We start from the raw sequence: 18,601 nt of genomic DNA, 5'->3' as shown, positions 1-18,601 counted from the left end.
AGAAACCCTTCATTTGAAAAAGAAAAGTGAAGGGTTTTTTATGTGTGTAGGACAGCTTTTAATGCTTGTATTTGTTTTGGTGATTCTTTTCTTTTGGTACGTGGTTGTTCAGGTGTTTCATTCAATTCCATTGCAACTTTTTTCCCATCTACGAAAGCTAAAAATACAGCACCTACAACCTCTAAAAATTTTTTCATCATGTGTTCGCTCCTTTGTTTTATTTCTTGTCTTAATTGTATAAGTAATCAAGTGTACGAACTATCGAATGAGATGACAATAGCATTACATTGTTGTAATAGAATGAATGGTGGAATGCAAGAGACATTTTGTTATAAAAAAAATAGTACAGGTATGCAAAGAGAGAGTGTAACAGTTTTGAAAATATAGTATACTAAAAGTACAACACATGAAGAATTTAGGGAAAAGAAAGTATGGTGAAACCATTTGGCTACCAAGCATAACCAAATTTTAGAACATATTAATAGCCTGCCAGTAGGCCATAAAATTTCTGTAAGACAAATCGCGAAAGATTTGAGTGTAAGTGAAGGGACAGCTTACCGTGCAATTAAAGATGCAGAAAATAAAGGATATGTTAGTACAATTGAACGTGTCGGAACAATTCGAATTGAACAGAAGAAGAAAGAGAATATCGAAAAACTGACATATGCAGAAGTCGTTAACATTGTCGATGGTCAAGTACTTGGGGGCAGAGAAGGACTACATAAAACATTAAATAAATTCGTAATCGGAGCTATGAAATTAGAAGCGATGATGCGCTATACAGAAGCTGGGAATTTACTCATTATTGGTAACCGTACGAATGCACATCAATTAGCATTAGAAACTGGAGCCGCTGTATTAATTACGGGCGGATTTGATACGGAAGATCATGTGAAGAAATTAGCAGACGAATTAAAGCTGCCGATTATTTCAAGTAGCTACGATACATTTACGGTCGCAACGTTAATTAACCGTGCGATTTACGATCAGCTTATTAAGAAAGAAATTGTACTCGTTGAAGATATTTTAACGCCAATTGAAGAAACGTTATATTTAAAGCCGAGTGATACAGTACAGCAATGGCATGCATATAACGAAGAGACAATGCACGGAAGGTATCCGATTGTTGATGAAAGTAACAAAGTGCTAGGAATCGTAACTTCAAAAGATATGATCGGAGTAGCGAAAGAAACACCAATTGATAAAGTAATGACAAAGCACCCAATTACAGTGAACGGTAAAATGTCTGTCGCAGCTGCGGCACGTATGATGGTGTGGGAAGGAATTGAATTACTTCCTGTCGTTGAGGAAGGAAACAAACTGCAAGGTATTATTAGCCGTCAAGATGTACTTCAGGCACTGCAAATGATTCAACGTCAGCCACAAGTTGGAGAAACCATTGATGATATTGTAACGAATCAATTTATGACACCAAAAGAAGCGAAGAATGAGCATCTATATCAATTTTCGGTGACGCCGCAAATGACGAACTCAATCGGGACGTTATCGTACGGTGTATTTGCAACAATTGTGACAGAAGCGACAAATCGCGTCATTCGTGCGCAAAAGAAAAGCGATTTAATTGTTGAAAACTTAACGATTTATTTCGTAAAGCCGGTTCAAATTGATAATGTTGTATCTGTTCATCCGAAAGTATTAGAAATTGGACGTAAATTTGGTAAGGTCGATGTAGAGGTGCATCATGAAGGTAATGTTGTTGGAAAAGCATTACTTATGGTTCAGTTAATCGATAAATAAAAAGATGGAACAAATCGTTTTGATTTGTTCCATCTTTTTTGTTGTTTTAAATTTGAAAGGCATGATTTTAGATGGGAGTTTTAGTGAAATATGTATGGGATGGAGTGGAAAAGTAACGTGAGAAAAGACAGAATAATAATTCAATTCAGTTGTATATTGTGTTATGATTATATTGTAAGAAAATGGAATTACGAAAGGTGGTATGCATTATGTCGTCAGCCGTACTTTTTTTTGGTAGTATCGCATTATTTTACTTTCTTGTAATGATACCTATTCAATATTTATATTTACAAGGTTTACATGAAAAAAAGGAAAAGACAGGATTATCTCAGCGAGAGCTATATGAAAAAATGTCTTTTGAAGAAGAACAATTACATTTTCATGTACAAGGTAACCCATTTAATATACCATCTGCGTTTGTTGCATATATGATTTTGAAAGTTAAGCAACATAAAAAAGCATCACAATATTGATGCTTTTTTATGTTGCTTCATAGACTTCGGCTTCTTTAACTGCTAATGGCAAGAAATGTTTGTATTGGCGAAACCCGTTAAATACACTTGCACTACCAAATAGAACGAATAAAACACCAACGATAATACGAGCGGTTGAAAGTTCTAAAAAGAATTGGTTTATCCCGAAAAATAAAACGAATGAACCGAGTGCCATTGCGGATTTTCCTGAGAGCCAACCTTTCTCCATTGGGCGGTTTGTACGAAAGTATTTTGTTTTGTAAAAGAGGTACAACATAAATGAGACGATAATACAGAAGACTAATACTGGCATAGTGAACACTCCCATCGCTTTATGAAAAATAATAGAAAAGAAAAAGAAATATCTAAACTTTCTAACTTTTATTATAAAGCAATTGTTCGCATGTATGAAATACTTTCCGTTATAATGGAGGATAAAGTGAAGAAGTTGATTAAAAAGGAGATTATACATATGCATGAGCAAATTTTAGAAGCAATTAAAGAGTTTGATACAATTATTATTCATCGCCACGTGCGTCCGGATCCAGATGCGTTAGGCTCACAGGGTGGTCTTGGTACAATTCTACAAGAATCGTTTCCAGAGAAAAATATTTATACGGTTGGGTACAATGAACCGTCACTAGCATACTTACGAGTAATGGATGATATTGAAGATAGTGTATACGAAAATGCGCTTGTTATTGTTTGTGATACTGCGAATCAAGAACGTGTTGACGATCAACGCTATACAAAAGGGAAGATGTTAATTAAAATTGATCATCATCCAAATGAAGATCCATATGGAGATATTACGTGGGTAGATACGACAGCGAGTTCTACAAGTGAGATGATTTATGAGTTTTATAACTATGGAAAAGATAAAGGATTAAAAATAACAAAAGAAGCAGCTCGCCTTATTTTAGCAGGAATTGTTGGAGATACAGGTCGTTTCTTATTCCCAAATACGACAGCAAAAACACTTCGTTACGTAAGTGAGCTTGTTGATATGGGTGTGAAATTCACAGATTTATACAATGAAATGTATAAGACAAAAGAAAAAATTGCTCGTTTAAACGGTTATATTTTACAAAACTTTACGATGGTAGAAGAAGGAGCAGCTTACATTAAATTAACGAAAGAAGTATTAGAAGAGTTTGATGTACTTCCTTCTGAAGCATCTGGTGTTGTTGGAGCGCTTGGCAATATTGATGGATTAAAGGCGTGGGTTCTATTTTTAGAGGAAGACGACGTAATTCGTGTTCGTCTTCGTTCAAAAGGACCAGTTATAAACAAATTAGCAATGCAATATAACGGCGGGGGGCATCCGATGGCTTCTGGTGCGAAGGCATCTTCTTGGGAAGAAGCGGATCGTCTTTTTGCTGATTTACGTGAGATTTGTAAATAAGAGACTATATGTTAGAACGAAAAGAAGGAGCGGTGCTAAAGCCCTCCTTCTTTATTTTTCTTTCTCTATAGTAATGCTAATTTCAAGCACTGTATCAAAAGATATTGTATCGACTTTAAAACGGTATAGCCGATCGTAATGTTTGTACGTTTTATTTTCGATTACCTTTTTAAGTAGGTCTTTATTTTTTGCGATACTTTGAATGTTTTTCGTTAAAAGATGTTGGAGATCATTATGGATAGATGTAGTCATATTTTCGAGTGTGAGATTGTCTAAATCGTATTTTTCTCGATTGATAAGTTTTATTTTAATCTCTTGAATGGTTAAGAGCCGTTTATTTTCAGTGTTCAATTTTTCTTGATCTTCGAGAAGGACGTGGAGCTTTGCTTCTTGTTTTTCTATAATTTCTCTTTGTTCTGCTATTTTACTAGCTTGTTCTTCTTGAAAAACACCGTATATGTACAAAAAAATAAACCAGCTCAAAACGCCTCCAACAGCAGCCCCAGCTAATACTAAGTACCATCTTTTTGCTGTATTAGCACTTGGTACTCTCATACATGTTCCTGCGTTAGCCATTTAATAATAATGAGACCTGTTTGCATACCACCAGTTGCGAAAAAAATAAGGAGAATTTGTTTTACGATATCTTTCATATCTCCGCCAAAGAAACTTCTTTCAAAGCTATAAAAGGTATCGAATGTTCCGCCGATTGCTGCAACGAGTGCCCAAATTCTTAAATTTTGGGCGAATTGATTAATGTAAGTTAGAGCTGGTTTTCCAATAAGAAACGCACCAAATCCACCAATTAATGAACCGCCAAGTATAACCCCAAAGGCAATAAAATAACTAATAATAAGCAGAGAGAAAAAAGTATGTTCTCTTACATCCATCGTCATTCCCCTTTCTTCTTCATATATATGGACAAAGTATAAGAAGTATGTTTTGATTTCCGCTTTCCTCATCACCTATAATAAAAGTAGTCAAATAGGTAAAGAGAGGGTACAACAGTGAAGTTTGTGCATTTACAATGTCAAACCGTTTTTAGTTTATTAAAAAGTGCTTGTAAAATTGATGAGCTTGTAGTCAGGGCGAAAGAACTTGGTTTTTCATCGCTGGCTATTACGGATGAAAATGTTATGTATGGTGTTATTCCGTTTTATAAAGCATGTAAGAAACATGGTATACAGCCTGTTATTGGATTAACCGCTTCTATTTTTAGTGAAGAAGAAGAAAGGTCTTATCCGCTTGTATTACTTGCTGAGAATGAAATAGGCTACCAAAATTTATTAAAGATTTCTAGCAGTATTATGACAAAGTCCAAAGAAGGTATTCCTAAGAAGTGGCTTGCGCATTATGCGAAAGGATTAATTGCTATTTCACCAGGTAAAGATGGCGAAATTGAGCAATTATTACTAGAAGACAATGAGAGTCAGGCTGAAGAAGTAGCTCGCACGTATCAAAATATGTTCGGCCATTTTTATATGAGTTTGCAGCATCATGCGATTCAAGATGAGTTGCTTTTACAAGAGAAACTACCTGAATTTATTAGTAGGGTTAATATTTCAGTCGTTGCAACAAATGATGTGCGCTATATCAATCAAAGTGACGCGCTTGTTCACGAATGTTTACTATCTGTTGAAAGTGGAACGAAAATGACTGATCCAGATAGGCCGAGGCTGAAAACAGATCAGTATTATTTAAAGTCATCGGATGAAATGGAAGCACTATTTTCCCATGCGCCGGAAGCAATCCAAAATACAATAAAAATTGCAGAGCGTTGCCAAGTAGAAATACCGTTCCATGTAAATCAACTTCCGAAGTTTCCTGTTCCGTCTAATGAAACGAGTGATATATACTTGCGTCGTGTTTGTGAAGAAGGTTTGCGGAAACGATATGGTGAACCGAAAGAAGTGCATATAAAGCGTTTGGATCATGAATTAAATGTTATTTCTCGTATGGGATTTAGTGATTATTTCCTCATCGTATGGGATTTTATGAAGTATGCACATGAAAATTATATTCTAACAGGACCAGGTCGTGGATCGGCAGCTGGTTCACTCGTTTCATACGTATTAGAAATTACAGATATTGATCCAATTGAATACGATCTATTATTTGAAAGGTTTTTAAATCCTGAACGTGTGACGCTTCCCGATATTGATATTGATTTTCCAGACGTAAGACGTGATGAGATGATTCGCTATGTGAAAGATAAATACGGTCAGCTCCGTGTTGCGCAAATTGTAACGTTTGGTACGCTTGCAGCAAAAGCGGCAATTAGAGACATTGCCCGCGTAATGGGGCTTCCGCCGCGAGATATTGATATATTTTCAAAACTTATCCCATCAAAGCTTGGTATAACATTAAAAGATGCATATGAAGAATCACAATCACTTCGTGAGTTTATACAAGGGAATCTTTTGCATGAGCGTGTGTTTGAAATCGCAAAACGTGTAGAAGGTTTGCCACGTCATACGTCTATTCATGCGGCTGGTGTTATTATGAGTCAAGAACCGCTAACAGGCAGTGTAGCAATTCAAGAAGGACATAACGATGTTTATGTTACGCAATATCCAGCCGATGCGCTAGAAGAACTTGGGTTGCTTAAGATGGACTTTTTAGGATTACGTAATTTAACGTTACTTGAAAATATTATAAAATTTATCGCGAACAAAACAGGGAAAGAAATCGATATAAGAAACTTACCTCTTCAAGATGAAAAGACGTTCCAATTATTAGGAAGAGGAGATACAACAGGTGTATTCCAGCTTGAGTCAGGCGGTATGCGAAATGTACTTCGCGGGTTAAAACCGAATGAGTTTGAAGATATCGTAGCTGTTAACTCGTTATACAGACCAGGACCGATGGAACAGATACCGACTTTTATTGAATCGAAACATGGAAAAAGAAAAATCGAATATTTACATCCGGATTTAAAGCCAATTTTAGAAAGAACATACGGCGTCATTGTATACCAAGAACAAATTATGCAAATTGCATCGAAGTTAGCAGGGTTTTCGCTTGGAGAAGCAGATTTACTGCGCCGTGCGGTGAGTAAAAAAAATCGTGATATTTTAGATCAGGAACGTAAGCATTTTGTCCAAGGATGTTTGGGAAATGGATACAATGAGACATCCGCAGAGAAAATTTATGATTTAATTGTAAGATTTGCGAATTACGGTTTTAACCGAAGTCACGCTGTAGCTTACAGTATGATTGGATATCAGCTTGCCTATTTGAAAGCGAACTATACGCTGGAATTTATGACGGCATTATTATCAAGCGCAATTGGAAATGAAGATAAGATTGTACAGTATATACGAGAAACGAAGCGGAAAGGTTTTCACGTTTTGCCGCCGTCTCTTCAGAGAAGTGGTTATAACTTCCAAATAGAAGGGAATGCGATACGTTACAGTTTACTTTCGATCCGAAATATTGGAATGGCTACAGTGACGGCATTATTAGAAGAACGAGAGAAAAAAATGTTCGAAGATTTATTTGAATTTTGTCTCCGTATGCCGTCAAAGTTCGTAACGGAGCGTAATTTAGAAGCTTTCGTCTGGTCGGGATGTTTTGATGATTTTGGTGTTTCGAGAACGAATTTATGGAAAAGTATTAAAGGGGCGTTAGAGTACGCGAATCTCGCACGTGATTTAGGAGATGCTGTTCCAAAATCAAAATATGTACAAGGAGAAGAGCTATCTTTTATTGAACAACTAAATAAAGAGAAGGAAGCACTTGGCTTTTATTTATCAAGTTATCCGACAGCGCAGTATGTGAAGTTAGCAAAAGAATTAGAAATTCCATCTCTCGCTCAGGCGATGCGACACAAGAAAAAAGTACAAAGAGCGATTGTGTATATAACAAGTGTTAGAGTGATTCGTACGAAAAAGTTTCAAAAGATGGCATTTATTACATTCTGTGATCAAAATGATGAAATGGAAGCGGTCCTCTTCCCGGAAACGTATATACATTTCTCGGATAAGTTGCAAGAAGGAGCAATTGTTTTAGTTGACGGTACGATTGAGCTAAGAAATCATAAGCTTCAATGGATTGTAAATGGACTATATCCGCTAGAGGAAATGGATGTTTATGAAGAAAAGAAAGACGCATCTGTTTACGTGAAATTGCCATCTCAGTATGAGAAAAAGCTTTTAAATCGGGTTACGAAAATATTGTTCGACTATTCAGGTTTTGCGAAAGTACTAATTTATTATGAAAAGGAACATAAAATGGTACAATTATCTCGGAGTTTATCGATTCATCCAAGTGAAGAATGTTTAGGAGCACTTCGTGAAATTGTCGGGGAAGAAAATGTAGTTGTGAAAATATAATGGACAATTTCCCTACACTTCGATTATTATAGTAGTAGTGTTCGTGGTCAGACCACTTGGAGAAATTGATATCAGCAAGAATAATTTGAGGAGAGTGGATAGTTTGTCAACACTTCGTGAAGAAGCACTTCACATGCATAAAGTGCATCAAGGAAAATTAGAAACTGTATCAAAAGTAAAAGTAGAAAATGCAAAAGATTTAAGTCTTGCATATTCTCCAGGGGTTGCAGAACCTTGTAAAGAAATTTATGACGATAAAAGTAAGGTATATGAATATACGATGAAGGGAAATATGGTAGCAGTTGTGACAGATGGAACAGCTGTACTTGGTCTTGGTAACATTGGACCTGAAGCATCTCTTCCAGTAATGGAAGGTAAAGCTGTATTATTCAAGAGCTTTGCTGGTGTAGATGCATTCCCAATTGCCTTAAATACAAACGATGTAGATAAAATTGTTGAAACTGTAAAATTAATGGAGCCAACTTTTGGCGGCGTTAACTTAGAAGATATCGCAGCACCAAACTGCTTCATTATTGAAGAGCGTTTGAAAAAAGAAACAAATATTCCTATCTTCCATGATGATCAACACGGAACAGCTATTGTAACAGTAGCAGGTCTTGTAAATGCACTGAAATTAGTTGGAAAGAAAATGTCTGACATTAAAGTTGTCGCAAATGGCGCAGGTGCAGCAGGTATTGCAATTATTAAACTTTTATATCGCTATGGTGTACGCGACATTATTATGTGTGACCGTAAAGGCGCAATCTATGATGGTCGTCCTACAGGTATGAATCCGGTGAAGGATGAAGTTGCAAAATATACAAATAAGAATCGTATAGAAGGTTCTTTAGCTGATGTTGTACAAGGTGCGGACGTATTCATTGGTGTATCTGCAGAAGGTGCATTAACAGAAGAGATGGTTCGTACAATGAATGACGATGCGATTATTTTTGCAATGGCGAATCCAGTTCCAGAAATTATGCCAGAATTGGCAAAAGCAGCGGGCGCAGCTGTTGTTGGAACAGGTCGTTCTGACTTCCCGAACCAAGTAAATAATGTACTGGCGTTCCCTGGTATTTTCCGCGGTGCACTTGACGTACATGCGACACAAATTAACGAAGAAATGAAGATGGCAGCTGTACAGGCTATTGCTGAGCTTGTAGCAGAAGATGAGTTAAATGCAGACTATATCATTCCGGCACCATTTGACGCGCGTGTAGCGCCTCAAGTAGCGGCTTACGTTGCAAAAGCAGCAATGGAGACAGGAGTAGCTCGCCGTCAAGTAGATCCAAATGAGATCGCTGAAAAAACAAAACAATTAGCGCTGATTGGTAAAGAATAAGCGAGGAATTTCCATTGACATCATCAAATACAAAAGTATATCTCGAAATTGTAAAAAAAATCCGTTCCATTATGGAAGAGGATGGATTGGTGGCGGGGGATCGTTTGCCGTCTGAGCGTGAGTTAAGTTCACGCTTAAACGTAGGACGTTCCTCTGTAAGAGAAGCATTGCGTGCTTTAGAACTGGTAGGATTGATTGAAACGAGACGTGGTGAAGGGACGTTTATTCGAAACTTTTATGATAACGGTCTTGTACAATTAATTGCTCCGTTCTTATTGCAAGATGAGAAAACAATTCGTGATTTATTACAAACGAAACGGTTACTCGAGAAAGATATGATTCGAATTGTATGTAATTTACCGAAAGAAACGTTTTCTAAAGTGCTAAGTAAATTACATCAAGTGCTCGAAGGAAACGAAAACTCAATTCCAATGCTTCATCAAACGTTCTTTAAAACACTTATTGAACAAGTCGATAATTATTTACTATATCGCATTTGGATGATCGTAAATGATTACGTATCAACGCTTTCTTGTAAAGTTTCAAGAGATTCTATCGATATGTATAGAAAGCTTTACGCTACTTTGGAAGAAAAACAAGAAAATGATGCACTAAAAATTTACGATGAATTAGTAGAGAATATACAGTTTCACTCGTAATGTATAAAATTTGTCGAAATGACCATGACACGTTATGACAAACATTCTACCGCGTAGCGGTTAAAGTTAAACGTAAAGAGTGAGGTTATTAGACAGATTGAGAAGATAAGGCTAACATCAAACTTTGGTGTTAGCCCCATTTTCTTCTTACGCTAACCTTAGCTCTCAACGAAGGGGGTCAAATTGTGCTAAGAGATTTATTCGTGAAAAAGAAAAAGTACGCTGCAATACCTTCAGAACAAGTACGAAAAGATGTACCAGATGGCGTTATGACAAAATGTCCGGAATGTAAAAAAATCATGTATACGAAAGAACTTCTAAAAAATTTAAAAGTATGTGTGAATTGTGGATATCATCATCCTATGAATGCATGGGAACGTCTTGATAGTATATTGGACGAAGGGTCATTCCGTGAGTATGACAAAGAAATGGTTTCATTAAATCCACTCGAGTTTCCAGGTTATGAAGAGAAACTAGAGAGCGATCGTAAGAAGACTGAATTGAACGAAGCGGTTGTAACTGGTGAAGGAACAATTGATGACATGCTTGTTGTTGTTGCAGTAATGGATTCTCGTTTTCGAATGGGGAGCATGGGCTCTGTAGTAGGAGAAAAAATCGCCCGTGCGGTTGAAAAGGCGTACGACTTACAAGTTCCATTTATTATCTTTACTGCTTCGGGTGGTGCCCGTATGCAAGAAGGGATATTAAGTTTAATGCAAATGGCAAAAACAAGCGTAGCTTTGAAAAAGCATAGTAATGCAGGAGGATTATTTATTTCTGTTATGACTCACCCAACGACGGGCGGGGTTTCAGCGAGTTTCGCTTCACTTGGTGATTATAATCTTGCAGAACCAGGTGCACTTATCGGATTTGCTGGTAGACGTGTAATTGAACAAACGGTGCGTGAGAAACTACCGGAAGATTTCCAAACGGCAGAATTCTTACTAGATCATGGTCAATTAGATGCGGTGGTGCATCGTGATGATATGAGAGAATCGCTTCGCAAGATTTTAGAAGTTCATCAAGGAGGGGAAATGGCTGTATGGCAGAGCTAGAATTTGAAAAACCAGTTGTTGAGCTAAGAAATAAGATTCGTGAACTGAAAGACTATACGAAAAACAGCCAGATGGACTTCAGTGAGGAGATTCGTATTTTGGAAGAAAAGCTAGAAAATTTAGAGGAAGATATATACGGCAATCTAAAAGTATGGGACCGTGTTCAAATTGCTCGTCATGCAGAACGACCGACAACGCTCGATTATATTGAGCACTTATTTACTGATTTTTTCGAATGTCATGGAGATCGTCTATTTGGCGATGATGCAGCGATTGTCGGCGGCATTGCGAAATATAAAGGGATGCCTGTAACTGTAATTGGGCATCAGCGCGGAAAAGATACGAAAGAAAATATTCGCCGTAACTTTGGAATGCCTCATCCAGAAGGATATCGAAAAGCACTGCGTCTCATGAAACAAGCGGAAAAGTTTAATCGTCCTATTATTTGTTTCATCGATACGAAGGGAGCTTATCCTGGTAAAGCAGCTGAAGAACGTGGACAAAGTGAAGCTATTGCCCGCAACCTATTTGAGATGGCAGGTTTAACGGTACCAGTTATTTGTATCGTTATTGGTGAAGGCGGTAGTGGTGGTGCGCTAGGTCTTGGAGTAGGAGATTACATTCATATGCTAGAAAATTCCACTTATTCTGTTATTACACCAGAGGGTGCAGCGGCAATTCTTTGGAAAGATGCAGGAAAAGCAAAGGAAGCTGCAGAGGCAATGAAAATTACAGCAGCAGATTTGAAAGAATTAGGTGTAATTGACGAAATTATTCCAGAAGCAAGAGGCGGAGCTCACCGTAATATTTTGAAACAGTCAGAAAATATAGATTTAATGATTCGAAAAACTTTTGAACAATTAAACGGAATTTCGAAAGATGAATTAATCGAAAAACGTTATGAAAAATATATGAAAATTGGGCAAGTTTCGTTTTCAAACGCTTCCATTTGGATAAAATAAGAAAAGCGTGCGTTCCACTTCGCGAATGCACGTTTTTATTATGAAAAGACACATCTTCTCCATTGTATTTTTATATTTTTTCGTGTTATTTTATTATAAGGCAAATAATCTTTATGAGGTGAGTACAAATGAAACGTATTGGTGTATTAACAAGTGGTGGAGATTCACCTGGTATGAATGCTGCCATTCGTGCAGTTGTTCGTAAAGCGATTTTCCATGATATTGAAGTATATGGTATTTACCATGGATACGCTGGATTAATTTCTGGTCACATTGAAAAATTAGAACTTGGTTCTGTTGGCGATATTATCCACCGCGGTGGTACAAAATTATATACAGCAAGATGTCCTGAGTTTAAAGATCCAGAAGTACGACTAAAAGGTATCGAGCAATTAAAGAAACACGGTATCGAAGGACTTGTTGTTATTGGTGGAGATGGTTCTTACCAAGGCGCTAAAAAATTAACTGAACAAGGATTCCCATGTGTTGGTGTACCAGGTACAATCGACAATGATATCCCTGGAACAGACTTCACAATTGGTTTCGATACAGCTTTAAACACTGTTATTGATGCAATTGATAAAATTCGTGACACAGCTACATCTCATGAACGTACATATGTTATCGAAGTAATGGGACGTCACGCTGGTGATATCGCATTATGGGCTGGTTTAGCTGATGGTGCGGAAACAATCTTAATTCCAGAAGAAGAGTATGATATGGATGATGTTATCGCTCGTCTGAAGCGTGGTAGTGAACGTGGTAAAAAACACAGTATTATCGTTGTAGCTGAAGGTGTTGGAAGTGCAATTGACATCGGTAAGCACATTGAAGAAGCAACAAACTTTGATACTCGTGTAACTGTATTAGGTCACGTACAACGTGGTGGATCACCAAGTGCACAAGACCGTGTATTAGCAAGTCGTCTTGGCGCAAGAGCAGTTGAATTGTTAATTGCTGGTAAAGGTGGACGTTGTGTAGGTATTCAAGATAACAAACTTGTTGATCATGATATTATCGAAGCGTTAGCTCAAAAGCATACAATCGATAAAGATATGTATCAATTATCTAAAGAATTATCCATCTAATCGGCGTAATGTCAGATATTTGGGAACGGTTTCATAATTTTCGGAGGTGCAATATGCGTAAAACTAAAATTGTATGTACTATAGGTCCTGCTAGTGAAAGTATTGAAAAATTAGAGCAATTAATCGAAGCAGGTATGAACGTTGCTCGTTTAAACTTCTCTCATGGTAGCCATGAAGAGCACGGAGCTCGTATTAAAAACATTCGTGAAGCTTCAAAGAAAACTGGTAAAACAGTTGGTATCTTACTTGATACAAAAGGTCCAGAAATCCGTACTCACGACTTCGTAGACGGACAAGCTGAGCTTGTAACAGGTGCAGAAGTAGTTCTTTCTACTGAGCAAGTATTAGGTACTGCAGAGAAGTTCTCTGTATCTTATGCTGGTCTTTATGACGATGTAGACCCAGGTTCTCGTATTCTAATCGATGACGGTCTTATCGAACTAGAAGTAATCGAAAAAGCTGACGGAAACATCCGTACAAAAGTTCTTAACAGCGGAACTGTAAAAAATAAAAAAGGTGTTAACGTACCAAACGTAAGCATTAAGCTTCCTGGTATCACTGAAAAAGACGTAAAAGATATCATCTTCGGTATCGAGCAAAAAGTTGATTTCATTGCAGCTTCATTCGTACGTAAAGCGTCTGACGTATTAGAAATCCGTGAATTATTAGAAGAGCATAACGCTCAATACATCCAAATTGTACCAAAAATCGAAAACCAAGAAGGTATCGACAACATCGATTCAATCTTAGAAGTTTCTGACGGTTTAATGGTAGCTCGTGGTGACATGGGTGTAGAAATTCCACCAGAAGAAGTACCGTTAGTACAAAAACGTCTAATTAAAAAATGTAACGTGTTAGGTAAACCAGTTATTACTGCAACACAAATGTTAGATTCTATGCAACGTAACCCACGTCCAACTCGTGCGGAAGCAAGTGACGTAGCTAACGCAATCTTCGATGGTACAGATGCAATCATGCTTTCAGGTGAAACAGCTGCTGGACAATACCCAGTAGAAGCGGTAACAATGATGGCTAACATTGCGGTACGTGTTGAAAAATCATTACAATATGAAGATATGTTCAAAAAACGTATTAAAGAGTTCACTCCAACAATTACAGATGCAATTAGCCAATCTGTTGCGCATACAGCACTTGCTCTTGATGTAGCTGCAATCGTAGCTCCAACAGAAAGTGGATATACTGCGAAAATGATCTCTAAATACCGTCCAAAATCTCCAATCGTAGCTGTAACATCTGACGAGCAAGTAGGACGTCGTCTTGCACTTGTTTGGGGTGTACAAGCATTTATGGCTGAGAAGCGCGCAGCTTCAACTGACGAAATGTTAGATACAGCAATTCAAACAGGTATGGATGCAGGTCTAATCGGACTTGGAGATACTGTAGTGATTACTGCGGGTGTTCCAGTTGCTGAAACTGGTACAACAAACTTAATGAAAATCCACGTTGTTGGTGAAGAAATTGCTAAAGGACAAGGAATCGGTCGTAAAGCTGCAAAAGGTAAAGTAGTTGTAGCAAAAACAGCTGCTGAAGCTGTAGCGAACGTAAACGAAGGTGATATCCTTGTTACAACAAGCACTGATAAAGATATGATTCCTGCAATCGAAAAAGCTGCGGCTTTAGTTGTAGAAGAAGGTGGCTTAACAAGCCATGCAGCTGTTGTAGGCGTATCAATCGGTATTCCTGTTATCGTTGGTGTAAACGGCGTAACAGCAACTTTAAAAAATGGCCAAGAAGTAACAGTTGATGCAGCACGCGGAATTGTTTATAATGGACATGCGGAAGTGCTATAAGTAATACGGAGAGAAGGATCGGAGTCCTTCTCTTTTTTTTTTACACAAAAACGAGATAGAATTAGCTTAAAGCGCCTAGAATTGCTTTTAAAAGCTGTTTGTTATGGGTTTTAATATGAAAGGATATCTATATTTCATATGATGTATATAGGCGTTGTGAGGGCATTAAAAGTGAGATGTGAGAGAGGTGTAGAACTATGAAATGGTTACTATTCTTGTTTATTTTAATACCAGCGATTGAGATTACGGTCTTAATTGGATCAAGTCATGTAATAGGTTTATGGTCTACGTTCGCTATGATTGTATTTACAGGTGTTGTAGGTGTGTATTTGGCGAAAAGACAAGGGTTTAAAGTGCTTGGAGAGATTCAATCTAAGTTGAATAGAGGGGAAATGCCAGGTGAGGCGGTACTAGATGGTATTTTTGTATTTGTAGGAGGTATTCTCTTAGTGCTTCCTGGGTATGTGACAGATGTGCTAGGGTTTATCTGCGTGATCCCTATTACGAGAGCTTTATTGAAGCCGCTTGTTATGAAGTGGATGGAATGGAAATTTAGAAAGAACTCTACTATTATTATTCAGAAATAGCACTTAGATTGTAGAAATCTAAGTGCTATTTTTTGTCTTGTAAGAGGAGGGGGACTTTCTAATTGAAGCTTTGTTTTACCACGCTATTTGTGGGGTGGAATTTCTATCTCGAAATTGGGCTGCTCGTAAGTGTCTGATGTGGGGCGAATGATGAGTGGGGATGAACAAAACGTCTGCTCATTATATTTGCTATATAATTTTCGTTTGAACTCTTGTTGTGCTTCGATTAAACTTGTGATTTTTTAGTGCTATTAATTTAGGTGAATAAGATGGAGGGAAATGCTGCTAAATTAAAGTTTTGCTTTCTTATATAAAGGAACGATTGGTGTAAAAAATTCATATAAAAAGGCGGAGATTGTTAGTTGAAGTCTTATTTTATGCTATTTTGTATAATTATTCATTTACATAAAAAGTAATAAATGTAAATAATAATTATAAAATAAATAGAATAAATATGTAAAAATACCACGAAATATGCGTTTTTTATGCAAAAAAACAAGAGAATTATCTTTTTTGAGTGCAATTCTCTTGTTTTATGTAATGAGTATGAAAAATAAGTACAAGGAATAATCAGTGGGAATTTCCCACTGATTACATGTAAGTTTTTTGTTGTGTATGAATTAGAAACTATTATTTTGAAGGTGAACCTTTAATATATTTCCACAAGTCATGGAAGACATTAGCTTTGTGTAATGTATTAAGTAGTACTAAGGTGACTGGGCCGATGATTAATCCTAAAAAGCCAAAAAGTTTAAAGCCGACAAATAGAGCGACGAGTGTTGCTAATGGATCGAGACCGATGTTAGATGAAAGTACTTTCGGCTCCATAATTTGTCTTTGGACAATCACGACGATGTATAAAATGAGAAGACCAATGGCGAATGCGGTATCGCCAGTGAAAAATACGTATATAACCCATGGAACAAAGACTGCACCTGTTCCTAAATATGGTAGTAAATCTACAACTCCTGTAATAATCGCAATAGTAATGGCGTATGGTACGCGTAATATTAAAAGCCCGATTAGTACAATGACGGTTGTCATAGATACGAGTGTAAGTTGTGCTTTCACAAAACCAAACAAAGCTTTTCTTAAGTCGACAAAAATAGTTTTTCCATAGCCATGTACACGATTCGGTAGCAATTTTCTTGCTTTCTGAGCAAGACGGTGCCAATCGTAACTGATGAAGAAAGTGGCTAATAAAATGAATACAAGGACAGTTAAAGTTGTTGGCAGTGCACTAATGAAATTCGTTAACCCGCTTATAATGGCGGTTAAAAGTTCTTTCATTTGTGTTGTTGCTTCTGTTCCTAAGTTTTGAATGTTTTGTGTAATTGTATAGCGCTGTGGTTCTCCAAGATGATTAAATTTAGAGATTAAATCATCGTAGAGAGGCATAATATGATTAAGTGCAAATTGCTGAGCGAATGTAACGATATCTGGAAACTTTACTGTAACAAGTTGTAGTAAGTATGTTGTGGCAGATATTGCTTCAGTCACAAGATATGTAACAAGTCCAACGATAGCTCCAAATACGAGAATTAAGCTAACGAGTACTGCTAGTGCGCGAGGAAATTGTAGTTTTTGATTAAGGAAATTGACGACAGGATTAATCAAATAAGCAAATGCAAAAGCGATAATAAAAGGATAGATAAGCCCTGACATGTATAGTAATACATAGAACCCAGCTACCGTTGCTACAATGACAAATATGAGTCTCAATATCATATATAGTAAGTTTCGGTTCAAAGATGTATACCTCCCATTCCAATTTGGATTATCCTAATTCGTTCAACTTATAACGAGTGTGCTCCACTGATTAAAGTTTCACTTTACCCCGCATTAACGGGCAGTAAATCTCCTACCCGAAGTGCGGCTGGATCAAAGGAGTTAGCTGGAGATAAACTGCCCGTAAAAGCCCGATTGGTTCAACTAATAATCAGTGGAAAATGCCCCACTGATTAAAGTTTCACTTTATGTTATAGTGGAATGATGGATTTTTCCTGCTTTTTCAGTATGTGAGTGACTGTGAAAGCTTGGTGTTGATGCTTCTACTATATGGTAAAAACTTCATTTTCTCTTCTTTTTATTTTACCTGTTTCTAATTAGAAAAGAAAGAAGAGACGCCCGTTTTTTAAAATGTATACATGCTTAAATTTTGATGGTGAAAGTCTCAGTTTGTCATTTTAAAATACATAAAAAATGAAGTGATTCATGTTGAATAGGCATCGATATAGCATGTATAACGATAGGTTTAAAGGTATTTTTGTTTGGAAATGAGTTCATTATTTTCAGAAAGGAAGTGCAAACATGATTAGTCAGTCAACGTTATTTTTATTCATACTACTTATTATAGGACTTATTGCTAAAAACCAATCGCTTACTGTAGCTATTGGTGTGTTATTTTTATTGAAGTTTACGTTTTTAGGAGATAAGGTCTTTCCTTATTTACAAACGAAAGGAATTAACCTAGGTGTAACGGTCATTACAATAGCGGTGCTCGTACCGATTGCGACAGGGGAAATAGGTTTTAAACAACTTGGAGAAGCGGCGAAATCTTATTATGCGTGGATTGCTTTAGCTTCAGGTGTAGCGGTCGCTTTGTTAGCGAAAGGCGGCGTACAATTGTTGACGACGGATCCTCACATTACAACTGCGCTTGTTTTTGGGACAATTATAGCGGTTGCGCTATTTAATGGGGTTGCTGTTGGTCCGTTAATTGGGGCTGGAATTGCCTATGCGGTTATGAGTATTATACAGATGTTTAAATAAGGAATTTTATAGTAATATAAAATTTTTGAATTCTTTCTGTTCACAAAAGTCAGATAATTGTTTATAATAGGATTAGAAACTTTGAAAAGTTACATAACAGCAGAGACTTTACACCAGATAAAATAAAAACAACATAAAACAATTTTATAATGATATTGTTTTATGTTGTTTTTATCATAAAACTCTTCGGAATGTATTTTCCTCACTAACTTGTTGTTTTGAGCGTGAGGATTCGGGGAGATATTCACGCTCATGCTTTCCATGTAAACAATGGACAATAAGAGGGGAACATCGCAACAAATTTGCATGATCGTGCATTTTGCTTGCCTAAAGAGTGAACGGGCGTTCATAATTC

At 37.0% G+C, this 18,601-nt stretch carries 17 protein-coding genes; 12 read left to right on the top strand and 5 right to left on the bottom strand.

Translation table 11 applies throughout. From position 1 onward, the window contains the following. Positions 1-38: 38 nt before the first annotated feature. Complete coding sequence (locus MKY21_RS23160) at positions 39-200, bottom strand: hypothetical protein (protein ID WP_000976017.1); 162 nt, start codon at positions 198-200, stop codon at positions 39-41. 244 nt (positions 201-444) lie between these two features. Between MKY21_RS23160 and MKY21_RS23155 the strand changes: the two genes are divergently transcribed. Together MKY21_RS23155 and MKY21_RS23150 are read left to right on the top strand one after the other, a co-directional pair. Then, on the top strand, positions 445-1,758 hold the full coding sequence (locus MKY21_RS23155; protein ID WP_000201580.1) for a CBS domain-containing protein: 1,314 nt from the start codon (positions 445-447) through the stop codon (positions 1,756-1,758). Between the two features lie 209 nt (positions 1,759-1,967). After that, entirely contained in the window at positions 1,968-2,231 is a 264-nt protein-coding gene (locus tag MKY21_RS23150; protein ID WP_000093044.1) for a DUF3949 domain-containing protein, read from the top strand. Positions 2,232-2,238: 7 nt separating this feature from the next. Here the strand turns inward: MKY21_RS23150 and MKY21_RS23145 are convergent, their stop codons facing one another. Continuing rightward, a complete protein-coding gene (locus MKY21_RS23145) occupies positions 2,239-2,544 on the bottom strand; it encodes a YtpI family protein (RefSeq protein ID WP_001144776.1) in 306 nt (101 codons plus the stop codon). A gap of 159 nt (positions 2,545-2,703) precedes the next feature. On the opposite strand from MKY21_RS23145, the gene MKY21_RS23140 reads away from it, so the two are divergent. Continuing rightward, positions 2,704-3,636 (top strand): DHH family phosphoesterase, encoded by a 933-nt coding sequence (locus tag MKY21_RS23140; protein ID WP_033683965.1) that lies wholly within the window; start codon positions 2,704-2,706, stop codon positions 3,634-3,636. A gap of 51 nt (positions 3,637-3,687) precedes the next feature. On the opposite strand, the gene ytrI is transcribed toward MKY21_RS23140, so the two are convergent. Further along, on the bottom strand, positions 3,688-4,191 hold the full coding sequence (gene ytrI, locus MKY21_RS23135) for a sporulation membrane protein YtrI (protein WP_001265736.1): 504 nt from the start codon (positions 4,189-4,191) through the stop codon (positions 3,688-3,690). Beyond that, complete coding sequence (locus tag MKY21_RS23130) at positions 4,188-4,601, bottom strand: YtrH family sporulation protein (protein ID WP_002005839.1); 414 nt, start codon at positions 4,599-4,601, stop codon at positions 4,188-4,190. Before MKY21_RS23130 ends, ytrI begins: the two co-directional genes overlap by 4 nt. 42 nt (positions 4,602-4,643) lie before the next feature. Between MKY21_RS23130 and dnaE the strand changes: the two genes are divergently transcribed. The 8 genes from dnaE (at position 4,644) to MKY21_RS23090 (ending at position 15,474) form a co-directional block, all read left to right on the top strand. Beyond that, positions 4,644-7,970 carry a DNA polymerase III subunit alpha gene (gene dnaE, locus MKY21_RS23125; protein ID WP_000673736.1) on the top strand — a complete coding sequence of 1,109 codons (3,327 nt, stop codon included), beginning with the start codon at positions 4,644-4,646 and terminating at the stop codon, positions 7,968-7,970. 133 nt (positions 7,971-8,103) lie between these two features. After that, entirely contained in the window at positions 8,104-9,312 is a 1,209-nt protein-coding gene (locus tag MKY21_RS23120) for an NAD(P)-dependent malic enzyme (RefSeq protein ID WP_161508111.1), read from the top strand. Between the two features lie 14 nt (positions 9,313-9,326). Further along, on the top strand, positions 9,327-9,971 hold the full coding sequence (locus MKY21_RS23115; RefSeq protein ID WP_000204439.1) for a FadR/GntR family transcriptional regulator: 645 nt from the start codon (positions 9,327-9,329) through the stop codon (positions 9,969-9,971). Positions 9,972-10,156: 185 nt separating this feature from the next. Continuing rightward, entirely contained in the window at positions 10,157-11,026 is an 870-nt protein-coding gene (gene accD, locus MKY21_RS23110; protein ID WP_000942856.1) for an acetyl-CoA carboxylase, carboxyltransferase subunit beta, read from the top strand. Next, positions 11,014-11,988 carry an acetyl-CoA carboxylase carboxyl transferase subunit alpha gene (accA, locus tag MKY21_RS23105; protein ID WP_000818804.1) on the top strand — a complete coding sequence of 325 codons (975 nt, stop codon included), beginning with the start codon at positions 11,014-11,016 and terminating at the stop codon, positions 11,986-11,988. Before accD ends, accA begins: the two co-directional genes overlap by 13 nt. 128 nt (positions 11,989-12,116) lie before the next feature. Further along, positions 12,117-13,076 (top strand): 6-phosphofructokinase, encoded by a 960-nt coding sequence (pfkA, locus tag MKY21_RS23100; RefSeq protein WP_000821157.1) that lies wholly within the window; start codon positions 12,117-12,119, stop codon positions 13,074-13,076. 53 nt (positions 13,077-13,129) lie between these two features. Beyond that, positions 13,130-14,887, top strand: a complete 1,758-nt coding sequence (gene pyk / locus MKY21_RS23095; protein ID WP_001232673.1) for a pyruvate kinase — start codon at positions 13,130-13,132, stop codon at positions 14,885-14,887. A gap of 197 nt (positions 14,888-15,084) precedes the next feature. Further along, positions 15,085-15,474, top strand: a complete 390-nt coding sequence (locus MKY21_RS23090) for an FxsA family protein (RefSeq protein WP_000871631.1) — start codon at positions 15,085-15,087, stop codon at positions 15,472-15,474. 630 nt (positions 15,475-16,104) lie between these two features. Here MKY21_RS23090 and ytvI read toward each other — a convergent pair. Further along, positions 16,105-17,223, bottom strand: coding sequence for a sporulation integral membrane protein YtvI (ytvI, locus tag MKY21_RS23085; protein WP_001081388.1), 1,119 nt, complete (start codon positions 17,221-17,223; stop codon positions 16,105-16,107). Positions 17,224-17,784: 561 nt separating this feature from the next. Between ytvI and MKY21_RS23080 the strand changes: the two genes are divergently transcribed. Further along, positions 17,785-18,246: a DUF441 domain-containing protein gene (locus MKY21_RS23080; RefSeq protein WP_000625507.1), complete on the top strand. Its 462-nt coding sequence runs from the start codon at positions 17,785-17,787 to the stop codon at positions 18,244-18,246. Positions 18,247-18,601: the final 355 nt, after the last annotated feature.

It is taken from the genome of Bacillus sp. FSL R9-9497, assembly GCF_038005805.1.
Lineage (GTDB): Bacteria > Bacillota > Bacilli > Bacillales > Bacillaceae_G > Bacillus_A > Bacillus_A cereus.
This window is presented reverse-complemented; position numbering and strand designations above follow the sequence as displayed.

What these genes read in the sequence shown, in the direction of transcription:
- MKY21_RS23140 (WP_033683965.1), top strand. Translation starts at nt 2,704, where the DNA reads ATGCATGAGCAAATTTTAGAAGCAATTAAAGAGTTTGATACAATTATT.
- MKY21_RS23120 (WP_161508111.1), top strand. Translation starts at nt 8,104, where the DNA reads ATGCATAAAGTGCATCAAGGAAAATTAGAAACTGTATCAAAAGTAAAA.
- MKY21_RS23150 (WP_000093044.1), top strand. Translation starts at nt 1,968, where the DNA reads ATGTCGTCAGCCGTACTTTTTTTTGGTAGTATCGCATTATTTTACTTT.
- MKY21_RS23145 (WP_001144776.1), bottom strand. Translation starts at nt 2,544, where the DNA reads ATGCCAGTATTAGTCTTCTGTATTATCGTCTCATTTATGTTGTACCTC.
- MKY21_RS23090 (WP_000871631.1), top strand. Translation starts at nt 15,085, where the DNA reads ATGAAATGGTTACTATTCTTGTTTATTTTAATACCAGCGATTGAGATT.
- pfkA (WP_000821157.1), top strand. Translation starts at nt 12,117, where the DNA reads ATGAAACGTATTGGTGTATTAACAAGTGGTGGAGATTCACCTGGTATG.
- MKY21_RS23080 (WP_000625507.1), top strand. Translation starts at nt 17,785, where the DNA reads ATGATTAGTCAGTCAACGTTATTTTTATTCATACTACTTATTATAGGA.
- ytrI (WP_001265736.1), bottom strand. Translation starts at nt 4,191, where the DNA reads ATGAGAGTACCAAGTGCTAATACAGCAAAAAGATGGTACTTAGTATTA.
- MKY21_RS23160 (WP_000976017.1), bottom strand. Translation starts at nt 200, where the DNA reads ATGATGAAAAAATTTTTAGAGGTTGTAGGTGCTGTATTTTTAGCTTTC.
- pyk (WP_001232673.1), top strand. Translation starts at nt 13,130, where the DNA reads ATGCGTAAAACTAAAATTGTATGTACTATAGGTCCTGCTAGTGAAAGT.
- accA (WP_000818804.1), top strand. Translation starts at nt 11,014, where the DNA reads ATGGCAGAGCTAGAATTTGAAAAACCAGTTGTTGAGCTAAGAAATAAG.